Genomic DNA, 22,284 nt, shown 5'->3' with positions numbered 1-22,284 from the left:
AAGAAATGCTATATAAGCATAGGTACAGGGAAATTTATTGCCAGCAACCTTGCAAATCATGTCTGTACGAGGCTTTGTCTTGTTGAGTCAAAGTGTAGCAGATTCATCTACTTCGCGTCAAGAAATGCGTCAATGCGGTCAATGGGATTTCACGCTGCCTGAGGTTGTGACAGGAGTAAAGGGTATAAGCGCCAGGGCCATACCTTTGGATGAGTGCTACTTTGCTGATCGCTATCGCTTTTTTCACTATCCCCAGACCGAGGCCGAGCTAGCAGGTTTTGAGGCGGCACAGGGGGCCGCGCTTTTAGCTTATGGGCTGGGTCGACCCGGTCTGGCAGAAGAAGTAGCGCAATAGCTATTTGCCATTGCGAATACGGAGCATTTCAATTACCATAGCAAGCAATGATCCCGCGACCACGGCCAGTGTAGTTGAACCCTTACCTGGTTGTTTATTTTTATCTTTATGTTCCGTCATCTTCATATGTTGGTGAGCAATTTCTTGCTGGCGTTGCATATTATGCCGCTGATTTTGCTCCTCCTCCTGACGTACTCTCGCAATGTGTATAGAGTCTGCGCGTTCAGTTGGTTCCGTATCGACATGAGTAGGCGACTCTGCATCTGGACGATCTTGATTAAGTTTGCCAGCCATTGTGCACACAAAAGTGGCCAGATTATTGGGTAAGGGACGAATCTTCTCGAAGAAGAAGGCATTGACCTCGGCACCCAGCATCAGGATAACCGCGAAGTAGTAGAAGAACGCCAGCAGCACGACAGCAAAGCCAATTTGTCCCTGATAGTTTCCCATGGCGCGAGCTGTATAGACAGGGAAAAGCGCAATAAAGATTTCCAGTAAAACGCCCGCTGCAAGGGCGCCCTGCCAGCTATTGCGAATACTGATACGCTGATTGGGCACAATTACATAGATAGCTTCAAACAGCAGGAACGCTGCGATTAAGCCACCAATGTAGCCACCAATCTGAGCCGTTATAGCGTTCTCAGCGAGGGTTGATAGAAATGGAATGGCCTTCAATGAAGGATTATTGTTGACCAGATTGAGTAAAGTTAAAGGGAGCGTTGCGGCAAAGACCATAATGGGGATAAGTATAGTAAAGATCAACATCATGCCGATTGCGATCGCGTTTTGCTTTAAGAAAGGTCGAGGGCGCACGCGATAAACGATGCTCATACACCCCTCCATGGCCACAAAGAGGCGTGAGCCGCCAAATAGAGCCAGCAGAACCGCAATAATAGCCAGAAAGCCAGCCGACTTGGCCAGGCTATTTGTAGCGCTTCGAAGCAGGTCCTGCTGTGCAGAACCCAGGCCAGGGATACCTTTGAGCGCATCAAGTATGTTTGCACTATATTGCGTGCCCGGAATAGCGGTAAAGATGAAGCCTAAAATAGCCACCAGGGCGATGGCAATTGGCAGCATAGCGGTTAATAAACTATATGCGAGCGCACCCGAAAAAGTCATTGCCCAATCGTAACTGAACTTACGGAAAAATTGTTGCAATGGCCTACTTTCTTTTTGGGCCGTGGATATCACATTTGTTGTTTTTGATTTGCGTGAATTATCTTTTGTAGAATTCTCACTTGCCATGAAAAACACCTCACTTACAGCTGGTTAAAAGATTATCTGGAATAATGCATTGCATTAACGGTATTTCAGCTACAGAAATAGCCAGTTATATAGCATTCAATGCCAGGCCAGCCAGTTAGTCAGGTGTTTACTCAAATCCGATACTATAGAACTTCTATTCCTGCTATGTATTTTACGGTCGATCCTGGACAGGCGTTTCATTGTGCTGGAGAATAGCGTATAGTATAGGCATATGTATCAGTTGTATCTGCCCAATGAATAGAAAAGAAGAAAATGAGCTCAAAACCACCTAAATCATTTGTCTTTTTATTATGGGATGCGGTACGAATAGGGGTTCGTGCTTTCTGGCAGAGCGGTGCAAATCCTGCGCGTCCAATCTTGCTGCGGCAACAAGCCCTGGCTGTTCTGGGATTACCCGCCAATGCAACCCCGGAACAGATTAAGCGACGCTATCGCAAACTGGCCAAGCGCCATCACCCTGACTGTGGTGGCGATCCCAAAGAAATGCAGCGCATTATTGCCGCCTATGAATATCTGGCGAAAGAGCATGCCAGATAAGATAGGCAGATCAAGCCGTTTTGTTATGCCAGGCGTGCTCCACAGCTATTGCAGAAACGCTTGCCAGGGCGACAGCGTGCCCCACATTGATCGCAGAAGATTGCCTCGGGCCGGCCTGGTGAGGGAGTAGGCGTGGGATTGGCAACTTGCTGTTGAATTGGTGGTTGGTAAGGGGTAGCGGCCGGCGCAGAGGGTGAATAATGCTGCGCAGGAGCAGCCTGAGGAGATCCTGCTGGCTGTGATGGTCCGGCTGGTGCCTGATGCTGACTACTAGACTCCTGCACTGATTGGATGGTTCCCTGAATGGTTTTAGCCGCTTTAATGGCCATACCGCCCAGCGTACTGGCGATCTTCAATCCTTTAGCAATATCATCCATATCTTTTTGCAGCCTATGGGTAGGCGGCAACAGTGTAGAGTCTGAAACTTTCGTAAAGTAATTGGGACCAATCTGTATGCCAGAGCCATCAGGAGTAAGATGAGCCTGTTCGCTGCCACTGTTATTAAACTGTAGATATACCAACAAATCCTGCTGGGTATATGTGCCTTCCAGACGTGTTTCAGGTGCCGCTGATGAGACCTGCTGTCCTTTTAGCAACGACTGGGCAGCATTAGCCGCACGACTCTGACTTTGTGTTGTCATCACAAAGCTGCCATTTGATTGTAGTACAAGTCGATCGATGCGGGACGTAAAGTAATCCAGGCCAACCCCAGAGCTATGCACGCATTCATATTGACCAACAATGGGTTTCATAATGTTGACCCCCTTGCTCCCAGAAATATTGTAGTAAGAACGAACTAATGTATACTATAGCACTTAATTGGCGTGCGTGTCGTCTGCCAGAGTGGTGTGATAGTTACTGGCTATCCTGATAGATTGCGGTCATATAGCCCAAAGGGGTAGCACTATTGATCATTTGCAAAGTCGTTTTATAATGTTCCAGTGCCGCGTCCAGTGATTGAGCTTCCCTAAGTTTCTACCAGGTGGATACACAGGGAAGCAGAAGCGCATATTTTGAACGGCTGACAGAGAGACATTGGCCGAGAAAGCTTATTGTGCCTATACATAAAATCTTGTTTCCAGGCCACTCTTCCTACTTGAAAATCTTTACTTACAGTGAGAGAGTATAAGAGAATTAAGCGTACTTATAATTGATTGCGCAGGAAAAACAATTGGGAATATGATGAAGAGGTAAATAGACCGAAAGTATAGTCAGCGAGTAGATTTCCTGTCTATAAGCGTCTAAATAGAAGTATACGTTGCGGAAATAGCATAAGCTCACGAAAATATTTCCACTTTCATTTTTGAAGACAAGAATAGAGTCTTACATACCATTTGCGAACGGATGCTCAAAAATTTCATGGGAATTAGAACTTTTGGTCCAATCCCATCTTGACTTTCAGGAATGAAGGCTGTATGCTGAATAAGCAATTAAAGCATTCTGAAGAGAGGTATAAGGGTAGATGTTTCGTTCCCCCAATGCACTCCCTCCTACGCGAGATGAGTCAGATGCCAAGCATGAGCAACTCTCTCTCTTTGCTACCAGGAGAACAGGTGAACATACTGAAGAAATGATTTCAAATAAATTAGAAGCAAAGCAAGCGACGCGCACCAAGAAGAGTGCAACAACCTATTCATCGGCAGATATCCAGGTACTTGAAGGTATTGCTGCCATCCGACATCGCCCAGGCATGTATATCGGTTCTACGTCTACCTCGGGGCTGATCCATTTGATCTGGGAAGCATTAGACAATGCTGTAGACGAAGCGGTTACGGGGTATGGTAAGCATATTTGGGTCCAGATTGATCGGGATGGGTGGGTGACGGTTCGTGACGAAGGGCGTGGTATGCCCTTTGATCCCATGCTTTACCAGGGTGAATATTTGCCGGCAGCCACCGTAATTTTGACGGTACCTCATTCTGGCGGTAAATTTGCTGAAGGAGCATATAAGACTGCAGGGGGATTGCACGGTGTTGGCTCGACGGTGATTAACGCGCTATCTGAAAAACTGGAATTGACGATCTGGAAAGATGGTCAGGAATTTTCTCAAACATTTAGTCGCGGAACGGCCATGCCGCACCAGATTACTCCGTGTGATCCTAAACTCCATGGCACCCGGTTACGTTGGCTGTACGATAGTGCTATCTTTGATCCGGATGTCTATTATTCGCTGGAATCATTAGAGAGCCGTCTCAAAGCTGCAACCTATCTCAATCGCGGTGTTACTTTTCATCTCAATGCGTGGGATGACGCTGCCAACGAGCAGGTTGAGCGCGTCTTTTATTCGCGTGATGGCTTGCCCGATTATGTACGCGACCTGGCAACCACCACCAATACACCATTATTCAAGCATGTCATCAGCATCATGAAAGAGAAAGATGAGGTGCGGGTCGAGGTCGCTTTACAACCAACATCTGGCTATAAAATCTCCATGTACAGTTACGCCAATGCGGTCAGAACACGTGATGGCGGAGTGCATGAAACTGGTTTTAAGGCAGCACTTACCAAGGTCGTGAATGACTATGCGTTGAAGTGGAACATCATTAAAAATCGTGAGCGCGATGGTTTCCGACCAGAAGTGATCCAGCAGGGCTTAAATGTCGTCATTTCGGTGAAGCTTACCAACCCACAATTCCAGGGGCAGACCAAGGATCGTTTGAACAATGCTCCGGTAGAAGGATTAGTGCGCTCCGTTGTGGACGAGGGCCTCAAAGACTGGTTTGAATCCAATGTCAGTGCTGGAAAAGAGTGGTTAAAGAAGATCCAGCAAATGCAGAAAGCGCGTAACGAGGCGCAACTGGTAGAAGAACTGGCGCGGGCGGGTAACAAAAAGAATGGCGAACTGATCGATACCAGTCTGTCAAAGAAGTTTTTGCGTTGCAATACCAGTGATGCTTCACGCGCTGAGCTCTTTATCGTTGAGGGTGATTCGGCCGGCGGTAGCGCGGGTCAGGGGCGTTTTTCAGATTTCCAGGCTGTGCTAAAGCTTAAAGGGAAGCCACTGAACGTTGCTAAAGCTGACCTGAAAAGTATTGTCGAAAACGAGGAAATTCGCACCATTATCAATGTATTAGGCACAGGTACTCGTGATACATTTGATATCAGTCGCCTCAAATTTAGTCGAATCATTATCGCCACTGACGCCGACGTGGATGGGTTGCACATTCAATGTCTGCTTTTAACGCTGTTTCATCAAGAATTTAGTGACCTGATCGAAGCAGGGCATGTCTATATCGCGTGTCCTCCACTCTATTCAGTAAAATACAAAAATAAGGTTCACTGGTTATTAGATGATGAGGCACGGCTACAATTTGTTCGCTTGCATCCAGACGCACAGAATCTTGAATTCAAGCGCTTTAAAGGCCTGGGTGAAATGAATCCTAAAGAATTACGTGATACCACCCTGGACCCTGCAAGGCGCATGCTCAAGCGTGTCACTATGGAAGATGGCGTTCTGGCTGCCAGGCTCGTTGCCGAACTGATGGAAGATAAGAATGCGGAGCGTAGACGCACATTCCTGGCCGAACATTCCCGCAAAATTAAGGAACTGGACGTATAACAGATGGCTCGTAATATGACTGAAACAGATTCTTCAGGAACTGGAATTATTCGCGAGGATTTTTCCGTTATTATGTCGCAAGCCTTTGCGACGTATGGACTTTCGGTAGTTACTGACCGTGCTCTACCAGATGCTCGTGATGGTCTTAAACCTGTGCAGCGACGTATTCTGGCAGGTATGCTCGATGCGCGTTATCTCTCATCACGGCCAACTGTCAAAAGCGCTGAAGTAGTTGGACTGATTCTTGGTAACTATCATCCTCATGGCGACGTCTCAGTGTACGAAGCAGCAGCTCGTATGTCGCAACCCTTTACCCTGCGTTACCCCCTGATCGAGGGTCAGGGTAATATGGGTAGTGAAGATGGGGATGCACCCGCCGCATATCGTTATACTGAAATGCGGCTTTCGCCTCTGGCGGAAGCCTTGATGGCGGACATTGAACGCGATACCGTGCCCTTGCATCCTACCTACAAGCAAGATCCCAAAGTGCAAGAGCCGGATTATTTACCTGGCCGCATTCCGCCCATTGTCAATCCTTCAAGCGGTATTGCCGTTGGACTTTCCACCAATATTCCTCCACATAATCTGGGCGAAGTCATGCGAGCCTGCATTGCTCTGCTAGATCGTCCCGACATGACTGTTGAACAGATCATGACATACATTCAGGGTCCAGACTTTTCCCAGGGCGGTCGTGTCATTGGTATTGAAGGCATTAAAGATTATTTCACCACCGGCAAGGGACGCATCATCATACGTGCGGATGTGCGGCTGGAAGAGACGCCGCGTAGTCGTTCGTTGATTGTCACTCAGATTCCTCCCATTGGTCGTGACAAGCTTAAAGCCTCAATTGTTAAAGCGATCAATGCGCGCAAGCTCGAAGGTCTAATGCCTGATCTACGGGATGAAAGTGATACCGAAAAAGGCACGCGTATCGTGCTAGAGTTGCGCAAAGATGCTGATGCCGCGCAGACATTGATGCAACTTTTCAAAGAGACAGATCTGCAAATCGCGTTATCATTCCAGATGGTTTTTCTCTTTGGTGAGCCGATGCAGCCTGGTCGACAGCCGAAGCAAGTGGGTGTAATTGAATTACTTAATTACTGGAATGAGCATCAAATCGATGTATTGACCCGTCGCGCGCAGTATGATCTACGCAAGGCTCAGGAACGTTTGCACGTAGTCGAAGGCCTGGTGATTGGTGCTGCTAATGCCGAGCAGATCGTCAAGATCTTCCAACAGGCTGAAGACCGGATGTCGGCGCGTAAAGAGATCGAAGCGCGCTATCAGCTTACCGCTATACAATCAGACGTCATTGCCTCCATGACTCTGTCTCAAGTAACACGTCTGGATAGCAGCAAATACGCACGAGAACGAGAAGAACTCCAGGTACGGATTCAAGAACTACAGCGCTTGCTCTCTGACCGCAAAGTTTTGATTGCCGCTTTGAAAAAAGAGATGCAGCAGTTAATCAAACAATTTGGTGATGAGCGGCGCACAATCATTGATGCTGAAAGCCACGTGCTGACTCCAATCGAAACAGTTGAGAGTCTACATGAGCGCGAACCTCTGCTGATCGGCTTTACCCGTAACAATGCATTGAAGGCCTTGCCTATAGACACCTACAAGCCGAAAGGCAAAAATGGCAATACTGTCTATACACCAGTACGGGGAGATGAACAGCTACGCCAACTCGTTGCATCGACGACTCAGGACTACCTGTTGTGCGTGTGTTCAAGTGGCCGGGTATGTCAGATAGCCACGCATCGCATTCCAGTGACCACACGCTCAAATAAGGGTGAGCTCATACATGATCTGCTGCAGTTGGCACCAGATGAAGAGGTTGTCAGCGTGCTACCAGTTGACGCCTACGACGAGGATCGTTACCTGGTCATTTTTAGCGCCTCTGGTAAGGTCAAGAAATCTCCCCTGAGTGAATATAAGGCAACTGATGTAGATGGCATCCAGGATATGAAGCTAGCCGACGGTGACATGGTGGCTACCGCTTTGATCTCCTATGGACGAGGAGAATATATCGTTTCAACCGACAATGCCCTGACGCTACGCTTTAGTGATGAGCAGCTGCGCAGCCAGGGACGTGGTGGGCAAGGCGTTGCTGCGATTGCCCTGAACAAGGGAGGTACAGTCGTAAGCGCCTCTTACCTTGACAGCGAACCAGCGATTGAAGCTGATCGCGACATCTTTAGCGTGACCAGCCTGCTCGTCATTACCGAAAGTGGCCGAGCCAAAAAGGTACCCATCAGCCAGTTTGCTCAGAAAGGGCGAGCGACCGCTGGCGTCCTGACGATAGAATTGGCCGCTGAGGACCATGTTGTGCAAACCATGCTGGTGCAAGAAGAAGACACATTCTTAATTGTCGTAGCGAATGGTAAGAATGAACAGGCTGTTGTCGTGAAGGCTGCGAATATTAAAACCTTTTTGCGACCGCACACAGGTGAAGAAATTGTTACTGGACCAGTCCATAGAATTATCAAGCTGTGAACTCCTCTCACATAGAGGGTAAATATAGAGAAACGTCTGATTTCCCTGCTTTTCGCACCTGCGGCCCCTGACGCTACGCACCTGCGGACGGGCGCGCATGCGCGCCCGTCCGCAAAGGTGTTATTGGGTCAATGCTTGTTTAATGCGCTCTATTTGTTGGAGATGGATTTCTCCATGCTCTACATATGTCTGGAAAATGTCGTAAAGACTTAGTTTGCCACGCTCAGCATGGGTGCTGGTCAACTCCCACGATTCGGAAGGAAGAAGTTCGAGTAAGGCCGCGCTGGATGCGCGGAGAGCTGCGAATAGTTGTAACGCCAGACGGTAATCCTGTTGGCGATAGAAAAGTGTCTTGCTCCAGGCATCCTCATCATAAACGGCCAGAATAGAATCTCTTTCCGCCAGTGTTTTGCGTAGCCGCCAGAAGCCAACCGCCTCACTATCTGCTAGATGAATGATAACCTCATGGATATTCCATTCTCCATCAAAGGGCGTTTGCTGTAACTGTGTTTCTGTCAGTCCCTCGATCGTTCTGGCAACCTGTGCTGGGATAGCTGCATATTGTTCTATCTGTTCACGCGTAGCGACGGGCATATATGGGGTATCCTTTCCATTATACAATAGTATGAAGACCTCGCCATTATATAATATTGTGCGCTATACTCACCATCCAAATTAAAAGCCCTCGCAGAAGATCAATAGTTTTCTGCGAGGGCTTTTTTTATTGTGATTGCTGCTGGTTAGAGGGTTGCGCCGCCGTCGAGTTTTACCTCCTCAACGCTATGAGCGCTGGTCGTATCAGCGGCCGGTGCATCTGTACGGACCACTTCGATCGAGCACTGGCCGAGCAATGCACCCAGTACGCCCAGAGCGGCCCAGACGGGAGCGATCGCGATACTGGCCACACCAAGGGTCAGCGGAAACTCGATGATCGAGCGCCCATCCTGCTTGATGATGATGCGGCGAACATTGCCTTCATGGACAAGCTCTTTTACCCTGGCCAATAGCTGTTCACCGACAACTTGTAATTCCTCTACTCCATAGCCTGATTTCTGTTCGAGATTTGGATCTGTCTGAGTCATACTAAAGTTTCTCCTTATATGCGTAAACAATAACGCTTCGATAGAATTCTTCAACAATGTTTAGTACATGTGTAAACAGATGTATCCTCGTAGAAGCAACCGGCGCCTGGTTTGTTTTACGATGAACATGAAGGCCGTCATTTTGTTGACTACACCTTGTATACGTAACAGAGCGACTTTAAGTTAGATAAATTGATATATTTATGTGAACTTATTTTGTACTGGCTATACGCCTGTATTTTTGTTTGCTATGATGGGATTATAGAACACCACGTTCTCACGACTTGATGAGAGAAGCGTGAGGATGCAGATAAGGAAATGAAATGGCGTATTTTTTAGCAAAAACCGATCCAGAGACATACGCAATCGAGCGCTTTGCGTTGGAGAAAGAGACTGTGTGGGATGGGGTGCGTAATGCTCAGGCTGTTCGTATTATTCAGGCTATGAGGCCAGGTGATATGGTTTTTATTTATCATAGTATGGGAGATGCGGCGATCGTTGGCCTGGCACGGGTGATATCTGAACCGCGTCCAGATGCCCAGGATGCAAAAAGCTGGGTGGTCGACATGGCATTTGTGCGCCAGTTTAAACAACCGGTTACCCTGAAAACAATTAAAGAGACGCATCTTTTCGACGATTGGAGCCTGATACGTCAAAGCAGGCTTTCAACCATGGGTGTACCCGATACATTTGTGACCTGGTTCCAGGAGCACTATCCAGGCAATGAATTGGCTTGATTATGATCCAGATTTACATAGAGAGGCTGGCAAAAGCCTGAGAGAAAGAGGTGAGAGCTATGGATGAGCAGGCATGGTGGTATGTCAATGGTAACTGGGTACACCCACATGAAGCGAGCATCTCAATTAACGATGTGGGGGTTCTGCGCGGCTATAGTGTCTTTGAGTCATTGCGCACCTATCATCGCCGTCCATTTCATCTGGATGAGCACTTGCAGCGTTTATATCGCTCGGCCCAATTGATTGAATTAGATGTTACATTTTCTTTTGATGTTTTGAGAAATATTGTGCTTGAGAGCATTCAGCGCAATGCTTATGAGCATGCAACTGTACGTTTGTTGGTGACAGGTGGCATCAGCGAAGATGGTGTCCTACCTGCCAGTCAATCCAGCCTGGCCGTCATGGTCACGCAGTTGGCTGAGCGGGATATGGAGCGCTTTGCACGAGGCTGTAAACTAATCACTACCCATCTCACCCGTATGATGCCCGAGGCCAAAACTTCTAATTACGTCTCGGCTATTCGAGCGCTAAAAGAGGCCGCCCAACAGCAAGCCAGCGATGCGCTCTTTGTCAATGAACAAGGTCATGTGTTGGAATGCACCAGAAGCAATTTTTTTGTCTTTCGTGGTGACACTCTGATTACACCTCAAGCAGAGGTCCTGATCGGAGTGACCAGGAATGTCGTTTTAGCGCTAGCGCGTGAGCGTTTTGCTGTCGAAGAGCGCCCCATTCTCCTCCACGAACTCAGCAGCATTGACGAGGCATTTATTACCTCGTCTTCAAAAGAGATTATGCCAGTGGTACAGATCAATGACATAGTGATTGGTGATGGAAAACCCGGGGTCCGCACTTACGAACTGGAGCAGCACTTTATTGAGCTGGTAGAACAAGGCACATTTAAGTGATTATGTTGACATGAAGAAAGCGATGCATTATACACCTGCACGTTCAGATGTATAATGCATCGCCTCCAATGCTGTAGTTGCGTTGATCTAATTTATGCCGCACCCTGTGGAGCATTATCATTAGCGAGTTTATTTTTGGGCAGAAGTTGCTCGGCAGCCGCTTTCAAACGAGCCTCGCTGCGGGGGCCAAAGCCTGGCAGGTGGCGAATACGCTGTTGACGGGCCGCCCACCATAGCTTCTCGACCGAATCGATCGCTAATTCCTGATGTAACCGAATAGCGGTATAGGGTCCGACATGTTCGACCGCCATCAATGTACGTACCCCATGGGGAAGTGTTTCCATACAAAATCCATTATTAATTGTTATTGTGCCCAGCTCAACTAACTCCGCTATACGCCCTCGTAAGCGCGTACCGAGTCCGGCTATCGGCAACTGTTCTCCACGGGCCAGAATATCGGCTGCCGGCTCTTCAAGCTCTAAGACGCCGCGGGCAGCGTTGCGATACGCCTGAACACGATACATATTACTGTTCTGAGCAGCCAGCATATCTGCGATTTCGGATAGTACCTCTGCGATCTGGCGATTCGTAATTTTTGGAGCCGCTTCAGGCTCATTTTCCATACCTGGCAACGTAAGCTGAGAAGTATTCTTGCTAGATCTGGGTAGAAGCGTTGGCATGATATGAATAGTCTGGGTAATTTGCAAAATACTCATGATACGTTGCTCCCCTTGTTTGATGTGTAACGTCCTATAAGGGAATTCTTTTTTGAGTCAGTAAAAACGGAGAACATACAAGGAACGAAGAATGAAAAATGCGTAGAAGATGTATACGTAAGTGTTCGAAATCTTGTTCTAATTATAGCATGTTTACGAGTTAACGTCAAATAAAATCTAGCCCTGTCCAGGCAGCTTATAGGCGGCTTGAGACATAATAGAATAATGTATCTGCGTACCTTTTGTAGAGAAAAGAATACTGTATGAACATCGCTGATCACGAACCGGTAGTAGCTTTTACCCTGGCCCGTTATCCACGTCAGGAGAGTGTGCGGGCCCTGGCACATTTAGGCCTTGATCGCTGGCCATTAGCACACACCCCTGGTTTACAATTCTGGCGCCTGCTTGGTGTGGGACAGGGATGCGTCTTCGATCCACATGCAGACCTGCAGCGCTATGCCCTGTTTACTATTTGGAGATCGCTGGAGGATCTACGGCGCTTTGAAAGCACTTCGGCAGTTATGAGGCGTATCTACCAACGCTCTGAAGAGTCCTGGACCGTGCATATGTTGCCTGTCAGTTGGCATGGTAAGTGGGGTGGGCATGATCCACTGCAAAGGTTTGTAGCCGCTCCTCCTCCGCAGACAGACCCATGGATTATTCTGACCCGAGCAACGATACGCCCGGGTAGGGTCCAAGCATTTCTGCAAGCGGTGCCCGCGGTAGCAGAGCAACTCCTACAACAACAGACCTTACTACACTCCGTTGGTGTTGGAGAAGCACCATTATTCTATCAAGCAACATTAAGTATCTGGTCTACATTGCCTCCGATGAAACAATTTGCTTATGGGCCCACCGCGCATGCTGACGTCATTCGACGAACAAGAAATGAGCAATGGTACAAAGAGGAAATGTTCGCGCGCTTTCGTCCACTGGCGTCTTACGGGACCTGGGACGGTATAGATCCTCTTGGTACGCGACCTGAATACAATGCAGGCTGTATCAAAAGACAATAGGTGTCTTGTCTGGCAGAGTAGACAGTCTGTCATAGTTCGACTATACTAACCACGATAAGAGCGAGAAACATACCTTAGTTGGTTTCCTTGAATGTTTCATGGTAATCATCGGTAATATTCTCTTTATGCATCATTCTCCTAAAGAAGGACTTCCATGTCAGACGATTATAATGTGCTCGTAGTGGGCGGTGGACCTGCTGGTTTAGCGGCTGCAGAGGCTGCTGCTAAGCGAGGCGTTCGCACACTGGTTTTAGAGCGTCAGAACGAAATTGGTTACCCTATTCATACCAGTGGTGGGAGCTGGATCAAGGATATGCAGGCACTTGGGATACCTGAACACCTGTATCATCCTGTCAAAACAGTTTATTTCTTAACTCCACATCGTGAAGTTTCTTTCCAGTACAATCCCGCTGTTGCTTGTGTGGTAGATATTCGTGGTTTATACCAGCATCTCGCCGCCCGCGCAGTAGCCGCTGGTGCAGAATTGCGGGTTCGCCATACGGTGGAACAGGCATTGCTCGAACAGGGCCGTGTGATTGGCGTAACGGCAAAGACCCATGTAAGCGAGCGCATAACTGTGCACGCCGATGTCACCATTGATGCCTCCGGCTTCTCGCGCCATATCGGTGTACGCGCAGACATGGGTGGAGCATTTCATCGCTATGGATTTGGGGCAGAATATGATCTCTATGCCCCTAACTATCCTCAAGATGAATTATTTCTGATTATGGGGAGCGCCTTTGCGCCGCAGGGATATGCCTGGGCCTTTCCTCGAGGCAACGGTCGTGTTCGCCTGGGTGTTGGCGTGATTCATCCTGATAATGACGAGGACGCTCGTGTATACCTGGACCGCATTATGCACGATATTCCGCAGCTCGCTGAACGTTTCAAAGGTGCCAGCCCCCTGGAATATCATACAGGTCTTTTCCCCTCAGAAGGCGCTTTGCCAGGTTTCTCACGCGATGGTCTGTTACTGGCTGGAGATGCCGGTGGGCATGGTTCCACGCTGGTGGGTGAAGGCATTCGTTTTGCTATCTATTCTGGTCAGATGGCTGGAGAGACCGCGGCAGAAGCCGTCAAAGTGGGGGATACTTCGGGAGCATACCTGGCGCGTTTTGATCAGCGCTGGCACGCTCGCTTTGCGCGCGACATGGATATCGCTTATATGATTAACAAGCATATCACAGCATATAGCGATGCACAGTGGGATAGCTCGCTAGATCTCCTAAAACGACTCACTCCGGCTCAGGCGGCTCAGGCTTTGCGTGGTGATTTTACCGCTAGCCTGGTAATGGGCATTCTGGCGCGAAACCCTTCCCTGATCGCGACTGGCGGCAAGCGTTTCCTCGACAAAATGTTAGAGCGCATCAATAAACCCGTGGCGGTAAGCATCAAGTAAATAATGGGAATAAGCATACCCAGATGAGTGTTAGAAATAGCAGAAGCTATATTCAACTCACTCAGAGCATATTAAGGAGAAGACTGTGTCTGAATCTACTATAGAGACTCCACAAACAGAACAAAAGATTACCATGTACGCTACTACCTGGTGTGGTGATTGCCGATTTGCCAAGCGCTGGTTTGATTCTCATGGTATTGCCTATGATTATATTAATATCGAGGAAAACGAGCAGGCTGCTGACTATGTCATGAAAGTCAATGGTGGCGCGCGCACAGTTCCAACCATCATTTTTCCAGACGGATCTGTACTGGTTGAGCCTGATGCTCGTGATCTGGCTTCCAAGTTTCCTGAACTGGCAAAATAAGTTAAGCTGGCAGGTATGAGCTCCTACTTGATGGTAGGAGCTTTTTGTTTGCTAATAGCGTACTCTATACATGTGCGCTATGCTATAAAAAAGCACATTACGAATAGAGCTGTAGCTTACGCTGACAGCTAAGTTGGAAGGGATTAAGATCATGGCTCATCCTGGTTTAAAAGACGGCCCGATTTATCTTGACTACAACGCTACGACGCCAGTTGATCCAGGGGTCGTAGATGCGATGTTGCCGTATCTCTCCACCTACTTTGGCAATCCATCCAGTACACATGCATACGCACAGACCACTCGCATGGCGATGACAACCGCACGAGAGCAAGTTGCGCAGTTGCTTGGTTGTATCGCCGAGGAAATTATTTTTACCAGTTGTGGGTCAGAAAGTAATGCTCTGGCCATTCGGGGAGCCGCTCTGGCGAATCGCTTTCATGGCAACCACATTATTACTCAAGTCACAGAGCACCCGGCAGTCATCAATGTGTGTAAGTCCCTGACCCGTTTGCACGGTTTTCGCATCACCTATCTACCAGTTGATAAATTTGGACGCATTGATCCTGCTGAATTAGAAGCGGCGATCGATGAGCATACAACCCTTATCTCCATTATGTATGCTAACAATGAAACAGGAACCATACAGCCGATCGCTGAACTGGCCGATATCGCCCGCCGGCATCGTGTTCTCCTACATACAGACGCCTCACAGGCGATTGGGAAAGTGCCAATAGATGTACAACATCTAGGTGTCGACTTTTTGACACTTACAGGGCATAAATTTTATGCTCCGAAAGGTATTGGGGCATTGTATGTGCGTCGGGGACTGCAATTAGAGCCCCTGCTTTATGGGGGAGGACAAGAGTCTGGTGTGCGTGCCGGCACCGAAAATGTTGCCTTTATGGTAGCGCTAGGCGCGGCAGCTACCCAGGCGCGTGAAAAGCTAACTAGCAGCAAAGCGCGTCTGCAGCAGCAACGAGACCGGCTACAGCAAAAGCTAGAGCAACGTTTGCCGCATGCAATACATCTTAATGGGCACCCCTCAGACCGATTGCCTAATACTTTGAACATAAGCATCGATGGGGTACTTGGAGAAGAGGTTCTCGAGGCGACACCAGGTATCGCCAGTTCCACAGGATCCGCCTGCCATGAAGGCAAAGCCGAGCCATCAGCAGTGCTAACGGCCATGGGACTCTCGCGTGAACGTGCGCTGAGCGCGCTACGCCTAACGGTAGGCCGCTGGACCACTGAAAAGGATATTGATGTGGCAGCAGAACGGCTAGCGCAAAGCGTACAGACACTATGGAGCAACCGTGATCGCTAATGCTACCAGATATACGGATGCCCGGTCTCTGGCTATTCTGTAAGGAGAGACCGGGCAACAACGGCAGCAAACATAAAATATGTTCATCTACCAATAAATGGCATCCACCGAGTGCTTAGCGCTCGTGGTGGCCACCAAACTCAAAGCGCATTGCCGAGAGAATTTTATTGGCGAACTCCGCCTCATTACGAGATTCGAAGCGATCATACAGGGCTGCACTCAAAACGTGGGCTGGTACACCCTCATCGATAGCAGCTTTCACTGTCCAACGACCCTCACCAGAGTCAGCTACGCGGCCAGAAAAATTGCTGAGGTCCGGGCTCTGCAGGAATGCATGGGCGGTCAAATCCAGCAGCCACGAACTTACAACGCTACCACGGCGCCAGAGCTCAGTGATCTCTGGGAGATTCATGTCATACTGATAGTACTCAGGACTCTGGATCGGCGCGGTCTCCGCATCCACCAGGTGCTCACGTTTACCGATATTAGCATGACGCAGAACATTCAGGCCTTCCGCATAAGCAGCCATAATGCCATACTCAATACCATTGTGAACCATTTTCACAAAGTGGCCAGCGCCGTGAGGGCCACAATGCAAATAGCCATATTCAGCAGTGCCACCTTTATTCTCGCGGCCTTCGGTGCGAGGAGCAGTTTCAATGCCAGGAGCCAGAGTTTTAAAAATGGGATCCAGATATTTGACCGTCTCTTCTTCGCCACCAATCATTTCGCAGTAGCCACGTTCCAGTCCCCATACGCCACCGCTGGTGCCGCAGTCGACATAGTGAATATTATGCTTTTTCAGTTCAGCTGCACGGCGGATATCATCCTGATAGTTGGAATTACCACCATCGATGATGATATCGTTTGCGGACAGATGAGGAAGCAACTGAGCAATAGTATCATCGACAGAAGCAGCAGGCACCATTAACCAGAGGATGCGAGGTGTGTTCAATTGCTTCGCAACATCCCCTAACGATGTGGCGCCGCTCGAAATAGCCCCTTCCTTAACGCGCTGCTCAACGGTAGATGCTGTACGTGCGTAACCAACAACTTTATGTCCAGCACGTACCAGCCTCTGCGCCATATTGGCGCCCATACGGCCAATTCCAATCATTCCAAGTTCCATATAAGACGTTCCTTTCTTTATTCCATATGTTCGCATTTTTCCACAAGGACATACATAAACGGACCTCAGGTTTTTATGCGAACAGGGCAGGAAAATATCTTCCTACGAAGGTAGAGAACCAGTTTAGACAAGTCGTCAGCGGTGGACGATGGCTCTCTTTTCGCATTCAGTATGCTTGTTGTGTATCGCATATGTTTACCACTGAATAATATATCACGTTTGTGAATTCCTCGCAGAAAAAAAACACTTAAATAACATAGATGGTGGAAGATCAATTGGATCAGATAGAAAACAACTTCAAACCCTAACACGAATCATCCTGTTAGTATGTTTCTTTATGGCACCTAGTAGCAAGCGTTATTGCTTGCCCAGCTTCCTTACTCCTTTCTTCCCTTACCAGGCGGATAGTTTCTTCTAATAAGGGGTACGCATTGATCAGGAAGAGAGTTTCCCGCCTGGTAAGGAAAAAGGTGCATATTGTGGTATTTAACTGCTATGCGTCATTTCCAATTTACTGGAACGTCGGCTATACACAAAGTAGACAATGAGTCCAAGCACGAGCCAGATGAGAAAGCGTAAGATTGTAACCAGAGGAAGACTGACAATCAAAGTCAGCGAGGCCAGTATCGAAAGAATGGGTATGAGTGGAACGAATGGAACGCGGAAGGCGCGGCGTAAATCTGGTTGTGTGCGTCGCAAAATCAGTACAGCCGCTGAAACGAGCACAAAGGCGGTCAACGTCCCGATATTAGTCAACTCAGCCACGACATCGATGGGAGTTAATCCTGCCACGGCGGCTACGATAATGCCAATCAATATGCTGGACAAGTATGGGGTTTTGAATCTGGGATGGATGCGTGAAAAAAAAGCAGGTAAAAGTCCATCACGAGCCATTGAAAAGAAGATGCGGCTTTGCCCATAGAGCAACACCAGCAAGACAGTAGTCAATCCACAAATGGCGCCGATCGAGATAATCGAGCCGGCAGTGTTTAGCCCGATGAGAATCAAGGCGCGGGATACAGGCGAAGGCACATCCAATTGTTTATAAGACACCATTCCGGTTAAAACAGCGGTAACCAGAATATATAACAGAGTACAGATAGTCAGACTCCATAAAATACCCAAAGGCAAATCTCTAGAAGGATTACGTGCCTCCTCGGCGGAAGTGGAAATCTGGTCAAAGCCAATATAGGCGAAGAAAATGATGCTGGCTCCCCTGAAGATGCCGCCTGGTCCAAATGCTAAAAATGGATGCCAGTTAGTTGGATTGAGGTGGAAAGCGCCAATGACAATAAAAAAGATGATAACTGCAAGCTTGATTGCTACCATGATGTTATTAAAACGACTACTCTCCGACGTACCAATAACCAGTAGTGCTGTGATAAGCAAAATAATGAGTACGGCTGGTAAATTAATGATACCTCCCGAGAAAGGAGAAGCTGTTAATGCCTGGGGAATGGTGATTCCAAACAAGCTTTTCAACAGATCAGTAAAATAGCCCGACCAACCAATGCTGACAGCCGCAGCACCAACCGCATACTCCAGCACCAGATCCCATCCAATGATCCAGGCAATCAATTCACCCAATGTAGCATATGAATAGGTATAAGCACTACCAGCGATTGGTACAGAACTGGCGAATTCCGCATAGCAGATAGCAGCCAGTCCACTGGCAATGCCCGCAACGATAAATGACAGAATCAAACCTGGTCCGGCATATTTAGCTGCCGCAACGCCTGTTAAAACGAAGATACCGGTGCCGACAATGGCTCCGATACCCATAGCCGTAATACTCAGTGGTCCCAGGGTTCGCTTCAGGGAGCGTTCCGTTTCACCACCTTGTTTTAAAATAACATCAACAGGTTTAACACGCCAAATAGAATTACGTCGTGGACTTGCCATGAAATTGTTGTGTCTCCTTTTTCTTTCTTTCTTGATTGTGAAATGTTAGCAGGGGAGAAGTACATATCTGCCTGTTTTGCTTGATTGGTATATATTTGAGGTTGGCAAATATACACGGAATACCTAGTATATACTGTTGACACGCTTTTATGGAAGGGAAGGTTTCAGGCAAAGCAGTTAATCAGGCGATGAAATCGCCCGGAGCAATCTCATGTGCCTTATTCTGGGACGCGCCATGCTTGCGCGGCGTACTATCGTCCCCGCAGGGCTTAAATTGCGGGACTTAGAGGCTATGAAGTAGTATAATGTAGCTAATGTAACAGAGGAAACGTACCTCTAAAGAGGGGGCCAACTTTATCGCTTCTATTACTCTTATATGGGAGTGTTATTTGGAGTATAACAACGAGCATACAAAAATGTGAAACGTTTGTAGCGATAGCAAATCAAAGAGCAAAGGCATACAGGTTTACAGAGAAGGCTCTCCGTTCTTATTGATTACTAAATATCTCGATCAATATGTCCTGTATCGCTCCATCCTTCTATACTATGAGTGGAGGCTTGATGTTTCTTCTTGTGTATGCAGATTAAAGATGGAAACATACGAACAAAAGACTAGTGAACCATATGTCTATGGAGGAAGAAGACTATGCAGTGTCCCAATTGTCATTCAAAATATACTGAGGATGACCTGTACTGCCAGCAATGTGGAACTGACCTGACAAAGAAAGCAACCAGTATAATCCCTATGCAGGCGAACCTGCCCGCTTTACTCTATAACTCTCAGTTGCCTCGTAACGTCGCAGCAAGTGTCGGGGCAGTGGCTGTTGGTGTTGGCATAGAACTGTTACGGCGTAATCTCCTGGCCCGTTTGCAGCCAAAGCGCGGTGTAGAGCGTGCCCTACCAGCTCTGGGCGATATGAAAGATCTGATATCTTCACAAAACAAATCGACCCGGCTTCCAAAGGGCTATGAGATTGAAGAAACCGTGGTAGCAGTACGTCGCATCATTCGTCGCACTAACTAACCGGGAAGCCGTATGGCTTTGTGAGGGCAAGGAAGATATTGTACACCCGGTATAGAACATGCGCAGCATAGCAATGCGAGAGGATATTTTCATTGCGGCTGTCAGAGACTGAATGCATTTTTAATTACTGGATAGTCATCGGCTACAGCCTGGTTGTTAGAGCAGCAGAGTTGACCTGACCCGGGCTATGCAGCATAAATTGGATAGCGCAAACTCACAGAGGTGTGCTATCATTGCAAGCGACTCACTGGAACAAGCTTATATCCCTGCTGGTGATCTGACCATTCCAGTGGGAGAAGGATATTTGCTGCAGAAGAGGATCCTATGTATTACCCGGTAACAAAATTTCGCGTTTCTCGCTTTCTCTCATTGGGTGCCCTGTGCCTTGTATTGCTACTCATATTGGCTGCCTGTGGTACCGGCTCTGGCATTTTGAACGCTGGTGGAAGCTGGCAACCTGGTGGTATCAGTGGCTATCGTTTCCGCTCCCTGGCTACTGATCCTAACAATCCACAAAAGATATTTGCAGGTAGTGAGCAAGGCGCTATTTTTGTCAGTGCTGATAGTGGCGTACATTGGGTGCGTACCAAATCTGATATTACCCACCTGGCAGCCATCAACACATTGAGCTTTGATAAAGCTGGCAAGCAATTATATGCCGCTAGCGATAGTGGTTTATGGTCAAGTACAAATGGTGGACAATCATGGAATGCTATTGCCAGTCAAACATTGCCAGCTGATAAATATACTGCCCTGGCTTTCGACATGAAGGCTGCAAACCATGTCTATGTGGGAACTGCCCGGCACGGGATTTTTATGAGTGCTGATGCTGGAAATACCTGGGCAACCATTTCTAAAACGTTGCCATCTAATGTTGTCGTGAATGGTCTGACCTATGATTCCGACCAGCATCAACTCTGGGCGGCCACCTCGGCAGGCATTTATCGGACTGCCGATCAAGGAGCAAACTGGACCGCTCTCAATACAGGCTTACCTGCACATGTAGCAATTAATGCAGTGGTACCGGCTGCATTGATTGGAGGAGAGCAAGGTCGTATTTACGCTGGTACCGAGCAGGGTTTCTTTATCTCAACCGATAACGGCGCGCACTGGGCGCATGGTAAAGATAGCCTCTCGGTAGTTCCTATCACATCTATTGTGCTTGATTTTCGTTCAGCGGATGCTAAAACCATCTATATCGGTACCGGCGCTGGTGCCTTGCAAAGCGATGACCAGGGACAAACCTGGCGCGCCGTCGCCCCAGGCTTACCAAAGATTATCACCGTCAATGCTCTTGCTCTGGGTGGAGATCACTATGCCCAGCTATTGGCAGCTATGAACGACGTTTATCTCTATCCAGGCAATAGTGGAGGAGGGAGCTCGAATATCTTCCCCATCGTGCTCTTTATCGGCTTCTTCGCATTACTCTACTATTTCGCTCAGGGAAGACGTAAGCGTCGATTAAATGCTTTATCCTCGCCAGCCATCAAAGAAGAGTCCACGACATCTGAGTCTGAAACTCCATCAGAGCAGTAGCCACTGCAATACATAACGCACATTTTGTTTATGCACCTCGCGATAAAAAGCATGATCAATGCCTAGAAGAGAGCAGTGGTCTACGACGTCCTCATAGAAATACTGAATGAGAGTCGAAGGCCGTTGCTGCTCGGTATCTGGTGCAGCATGAGAAGCCAGAAAGTTGCGGCAGCGGCTCTCAATCGTGCGCACATAGGAAAGATTTTGTCTCACAACATCAGGGCTTGTGGTTGTTCCATGAGAACAGAGCACCATATGTGCTCCAAGCGTTTGTAGCCGTTCTAACGATTGCAACATAGCGCCCACGCTCTGAGCATTCTCAATGGTGGGAAAAGGCCATTCCACAGCGTCAAAAGCCAGCAAAAGATATATTTCAGGTAGCCAGAGGACGCATGTTCTGGACAGTGGCCGGGCATCGAGAGCAATTCAAGCGTCAGATCGCCGGCATTGATAGTGAGCGCACTGTTAAATGTTATGGCTGGAGGTACCAGGCGCACATTCTTGAATAATGGGAAGCGCTGTTGATATTGCTCTAAAAACGCTTGCTGTACGGGATCACACAACCTTTGAGTGCATAATGACTGAGCAATAATCAGAGCGGTTTTCGTCTGTGTAAAATAGCTATTGCCCCATGTATGGTCCCAATCAGTATGACTATTGATCACCAGCAACTGTTGTCCACTATATTTCGACTGCACACTGCTTAGCATATAGGCAGCGTCTTCAGGGCAAAGAAGCGTATCACAAATAATCAGAAAGCGTTCAGTTCTGATAATATACGCATCGACCTGTAACTCATCGAACTCACCGAGAGCTGTGAACAAGCGTCGGAAAACGTGTACGCGTGGATCAAGATGTCGGTCCTGTACCTGAAAGAGCGTAGATTGTGGCATAGCTTGAGCTTACGACCTTATTCAGCTAGCAAAAAGTA

General features: G+C 48.0%; 21 protein-coding genes. 12 read left to right on the top strand and 9 right to left on the bottom strand.

Annotation, left to right across the window (positions count from 1 at the left end; translation table 11 throughout):
* Positions 1-37: 37 nt before the first annotated feature.
* Positions 38-355, top strand: coding sequence for a hypothetical protein (locus JMI88_RS04435; protein WP_201360525.1), 318 nt, complete (start codon positions 38-40; stop codon positions 353-355).
* On the opposite strand, the gene JMI88_RS04430 is transcribed toward JMI88_RS04435, so the two are convergent.
* On the bottom strand, positions 356-1,513 hold the full coding sequence (locus JMI88_RS04430) for a YihY/virulence factor BrkB family protein (RefSeq protein ID WP_201360524.1): 1,158 nt from the start codon (positions 1,511-1,513) through the stop codon (positions 356-358). It abuts the gene before it with no gap.
* Between the two features lie 360 nt (positions 1,514-1,873).
* On the opposite strand from JMI88_RS04430, the gene JMI88_RS04425 reads away from it, so the two are divergent.
* Positions 1,874-2,158, top strand: coding sequence for a J domain-containing protein (locus tag JMI88_RS04425; protein ID WP_201360523.1), 285 nt, complete (start codon positions 1,874-1,876; stop codon positions 2,156-2,158).
* Positions 2,159-2,181: 23 nt separating this feature from the next.
* On the opposite strand, the gene JMI88_RS04420 is transcribed toward JMI88_RS04425, so the two are convergent.
* Positions 2,182-2,910 (bottom strand): zinc ribbon domain-containing protein, encoded by a 729-nt coding sequence (locus JMI88_RS04420; protein WP_201360522.1) that lies wholly within the window; start codon positions 2,908-2,910, stop codon positions 2,182-2,184.
* Between the two features lie 710 nt (positions 2,911-3,620).
* Between JMI88_RS04420 and JMI88_RS04415 the strand changes: the two genes are divergently transcribed.
* The gene (locus JMI88_RS04415) at positions 3,621-5,717 is read left to right on the top strand and encodes a DNA gyrase/topoisomerase IV subunit B (RefSeq protein ID WP_201360521.1); all 2,097 of its coding nucleotides are present in this window, start codon (positions 3,621-3,623) and stop codon (positions 5,715-5,717) included.
* 15 nt (positions 5,718-5,732) lie between these two features.
* Positions 5,733-8,216 carry a DNA gyrase/topoisomerase IV subunit A gene (locus tag JMI88_RS04410; RefSeq protein WP_201360520.1) on the top strand — a complete coding sequence of 828 codons (2,484 nt, stop codon included), beginning with the start codon at positions 5,733-5,735 and terminating at the stop codon, positions 8,214-8,216.
* Between the two features lie 120 nt (positions 8,217-8,336).
* Here the strand turns inward: JMI88_RS04410 and JMI88_RS04405 are convergent, their stop codons facing one another.
* Positions 8,337-8,810 carry a DinB family protein gene (locus tag JMI88_RS04405; RefSeq protein WP_201360519.1) on the bottom strand — a complete coding sequence of 158 codons (474 nt, stop codon included), beginning with the start codon at positions 8,808-8,810 and terminating at the stop codon, positions 8,337-8,339.
* Between the two features lie 146 nt (positions 8,811-8,956).
* On the bottom strand, positions 8,957-9,298 hold the full coding sequence (locus JMI88_RS04400; protein ID WP_201360518.1) for a DUF4342 domain-containing protein: 342 nt from the start codon (positions 9,296-9,298) through the stop codon (positions 8,957-8,959).
* Between the two features lie 323 nt (positions 9,299-9,621).
* Here JMI88_RS04400 and JMI88_RS04395 point away from each other — a divergent pair, with 323 nt between their 5' ends.
* Complete coding sequence (locus tag JMI88_RS04395) at positions 9,622-10,035, top strand: EVE domain-containing protein (RefSeq protein WP_201360517.1); 414 nt, start codon at positions 9,622-9,624, stop codon at positions 10,033-10,035.
* A 59-nt stretch (positions 10,036-10,094) separates the two neighbouring features.
* Positions 10,095-10,940, top strand: coding sequence for an aminotransferase class IV (locus JMI88_RS04390; RefSeq protein ID WP_201360516.1), 846 nt, complete (start codon positions 10,095-10,097; stop codon positions 10,938-10,940).
* A gap of 92 nt (positions 10,941-11,032) precedes the next feature.
* Here JMI88_RS04390 and JMI88_RS04385 read toward each other — a convergent pair whose 3' ends face one another.
* Positions 11,033-11,656, bottom strand: coding sequence for a hypothetical protein (locus JMI88_RS04385; protein ID WP_201360515.1), 624 nt, complete (start codon positions 11,654-11,656; stop codon positions 11,033-11,035).
* A gap of 263 nt (positions 11,657-11,919) precedes the next feature.
* Between JMI88_RS04385 and JMI88_RS04380 the strand changes: the two genes are divergently transcribed.
* From JMI88_RS04380 to JMI88_RS04365, 4 genes are all read left to right on the top strand, one after another.
* On the top strand, positions 11,920-12,672 hold the full coding sequence (locus JMI88_RS04380) for a hypothetical protein (RefSeq protein ID WP_201360514.1): 753 nt from the start codon (positions 11,920-11,922) through the stop codon (positions 12,670-12,672).
* A 154-nt stretch (positions 12,673-12,826) separates the two neighbouring features.
* Entirely contained in the window at positions 12,827-14,071 is a 1,245-nt protein-coding gene (locus JMI88_RS04375) for an NAD(P)/FAD-dependent oxidoreductase (RefSeq protein ID WP_201360513.1), read from the top strand.
* Between the two features lie 133 nt (positions 14,072-14,204).
* Entirely contained in the window at positions 14,205-14,438 is a 234-nt protein-coding gene (locus JMI88_RS04370; protein ID WP_373323762.1) for a mycoredoxin, read from the top strand.
* A gap of 151 nt (positions 14,439-14,589) precedes the next feature.
* The gene (locus tag JMI88_RS04365) at positions 14,590-15,762 is read left to right on the top strand and encodes a cysteine desulfurase family protein (RefSeq protein WP_201360512.1); all 1,173 of its coding nucleotides are present in this window, start codon (positions 14,590-14,592) and stop codon (positions 15,760-15,762) included.
* A 115-nt stretch (positions 15,763-15,877) separates the two neighbouring features.
* On the opposite strand, the gene gnd is transcribed toward JMI88_RS04365, so the two are convergent.
* Both gnd and JMI88_RS04355 read right to left on the bottom strand, forming a co-directional pair.
* Positions 15,878-16,891, bottom strand: coding sequence for a phosphogluconate dehydrogenase (NAD(+)-dependent, decarboxylating) (gene gnd, locus JMI88_RS04360; RefSeq protein ID WP_201360511.1), 1,014 nt, complete (start codon positions 16,889-16,891; stop codon positions 15,878-15,880).
* A 486-nt stretch (positions 16,892-17,377) separates the two neighbouring features.
* Complete coding sequence (locus tag JMI88_RS04355) at positions 17,378-18,793, bottom strand: amino acid permease (RefSeq protein WP_201360510.1); 1,416 nt, start codon at positions 18,791-18,793, stop codon at positions 17,378-17,380.
* Between the two features lie 646 nt (positions 18,794-19,439).
* On the opposite strand from JMI88_RS04355, the gene JMI88_RS04350 reads away from it, so the two are divergent.
* Together JMI88_RS04350 and JMI88_RS04345 are read left to right on the top strand one after the other, a co-directional pair.
* Complete coding sequence (locus JMI88_RS04350) at positions 19,440-19,817, top strand: zinc-ribbon domain-containing protein (RefSeq protein ID WP_201360509.1); 378 nt, start codon at positions 19,440-19,442, stop codon at positions 19,815-19,817.
* A gap of 324 nt (positions 19,818-20,141) precedes the next feature.
* Positions 20,142-21,353, top strand: coding sequence for a WD40/YVTN/BNR-like repeat-containing protein (locus tag JMI88_RS04345; protein ID WP_201360508.1), 1,212 nt, complete (start codon positions 20,142-20,144; stop codon positions 21,351-21,353).
* Here the strand turns inward: JMI88_RS04345 and JMI88_RS04340 are convergent.
* Together JMI88_RS04340 and JMI88_RS04335 are read right to left on the bottom strand one after the other, a co-directional pair.
* Positions 21,342-21,650, bottom strand: coding sequence for an MBL fold metallo-hydrolase (locus JMI88_RS04340; RefSeq protein WP_201360507.1), 309 nt, complete (start codon positions 21,648-21,650; stop codon positions 21,342-21,344). The two genes, JMI88_RS04345 and JMI88_RS04340, sit on opposite strands and share 12 nt — an antisense overlap.
* Entirely contained in the window at positions 21,635-22,246 is a 612-nt protein-coding gene (locus JMI88_RS04335) for an MBL fold metallo-hydrolase (RefSeq protein WP_201360506.1), read from the bottom strand. Before JMI88_RS04335 ends, JMI88_RS04340 begins: the two co-directional genes overlap by 16 nt.
* Positions 22,247-22,284: the final 38 nt, after the last annotated feature.

This window comes from Dictyobacter formicarum, from assembly GCF_016587435.1.
Note: the sequence above shows the minus strand (reverse complement) of the source record. Positions and strands in the feature narration are given on the sequence as shown.

Excerpts from the sequence above, each read along its gene's own strand:
- JMI88_RS04375 (WP_201360513.1), top strand. The coding sequence starts at position 12,827 with ATGTCAGACGATTATAATGTGCTCGTAGTGGGCGGTGGACCTGCTGGT.
- JMI88_RS04385 (WP_201360515.1), bottom strand. The coding sequence starts at position 11,656 with ATGAGTATTTTGCAAATTACCCAGACTATTCATATCATGCCAACGCTT.
- JMI88_RS04405 (WP_201360519.1), bottom strand. The coding sequence starts at position 8,810 with ATGCCCGTCGCTACGCGTGAACAGATAGAACAATATGCAGCTATCCCA.
- JMI88_RS04355 (WP_201360510.1), bottom strand. The coding sequence starts at position 18,793 with ATGGCAAGTCCACGACGTAATTCTATTTGGCGTGTTAAACCTGTTGAT.
- JMI88_RS04350 (WP_201360509.1), top strand. The coding sequence starts at position 19,440 with ATGCAGTGTCCCAATTGTCATTCAAAATATACTGAGGATGACCTGTAC.
- JMI88_RS04425 (WP_201360523.1), top strand. The coding sequence starts at position 1,874 with ATGAGCTCAAAACCACCTAAATCATTTGTCTTTTTATTATGGGATGCG.
- JMI88_RS04420 (WP_201360522.1), bottom strand. The coding sequence starts at position 2,910 with ATGAAACCCATTGTTGGTCAATATGAATGCGTGCATAGCTCTGGGGTT.
- JMI88_RS04335 (WP_201360506.1), bottom strand. The coding sequence starts at position 22,246 with ATGCCACAATCTACGCTCTTTCAGGTACAGGACCGACATCTTGATCCA.
- JMI88_RS04340 (WP_201360507.1), bottom strand. The coding sequence starts at position 21,650 with ATGTTGCAATCGTTAGAACGGCTACAAACGCTTGGAGCACATATGGTG.
- JMI88_RS04400 (WP_201360518.1), bottom strand. The coding sequence starts at position 9,298 with ATGACTCAGACAGATCCAAATCTCGAACAGAAATCAGGCTATGGAGTA.
- JMI88_RS04370 (WP_373323762.1), top strand. The coding sequence starts at position 14,205 with ATGTACGCTACTACCTGGTGTGGTGATTGCCGATTTGCCAAGCGCTGG.
- JMI88_RS04410 (WP_201360520.1), top strand. The coding sequence starts at position 5,733 with ATGACTGAAACAGATTCTTCAGGAACTGGAATTATTCGCGAGGATTTT.
- gnd (WP_201360511.1), bottom strand. The coding sequence starts at position 16,891 with ATGGAACTTGGAATGATTGGAATTGGCCGTATGGGCGCCAATATGGCG.
- JMI88_RS04380 (WP_201360514.1), top strand. The coding sequence starts at position 11,920 with ATGAACATCGCTGATCACGAACCGGTAGTAGCTTTTACCCTGGCCCGT.
- JMI88_RS04415 (WP_201360521.1), top strand. The coding sequence starts at position 3,621 with ATGTTTCGTTCCCCCAATGCACTCCCTCCTACGCGAGATGAGTCAGAT.
- JMI88_RS04345 (WP_201360508.1), top strand. The coding sequence starts at position 20,142 with ATGTATTACCCGGTAACAAAATTTCGCGTTTCTCGCTTTCTCTCATTG.
- JMI88_RS04365 (WP_201360512.1), top strand. The coding sequence starts at position 14,590 with ATGGCTCATCCTGGTTTAAAAGACGGCCCGATTTATCTTGACTACAAC.
- JMI88_RS04395 (WP_201360517.1), top strand. The coding sequence starts at position 9,622 with ATGGCGTATTTTTTAGCAAAAACCGATCCAGAGACATACGCAATCGAG.
- JMI88_RS04390 (WP_201360516.1), top strand. The coding sequence starts at position 10,095 with ATGGATGAGCAGGCATGGTGGTATGTCAATGGTAACTGGGTACACCCA.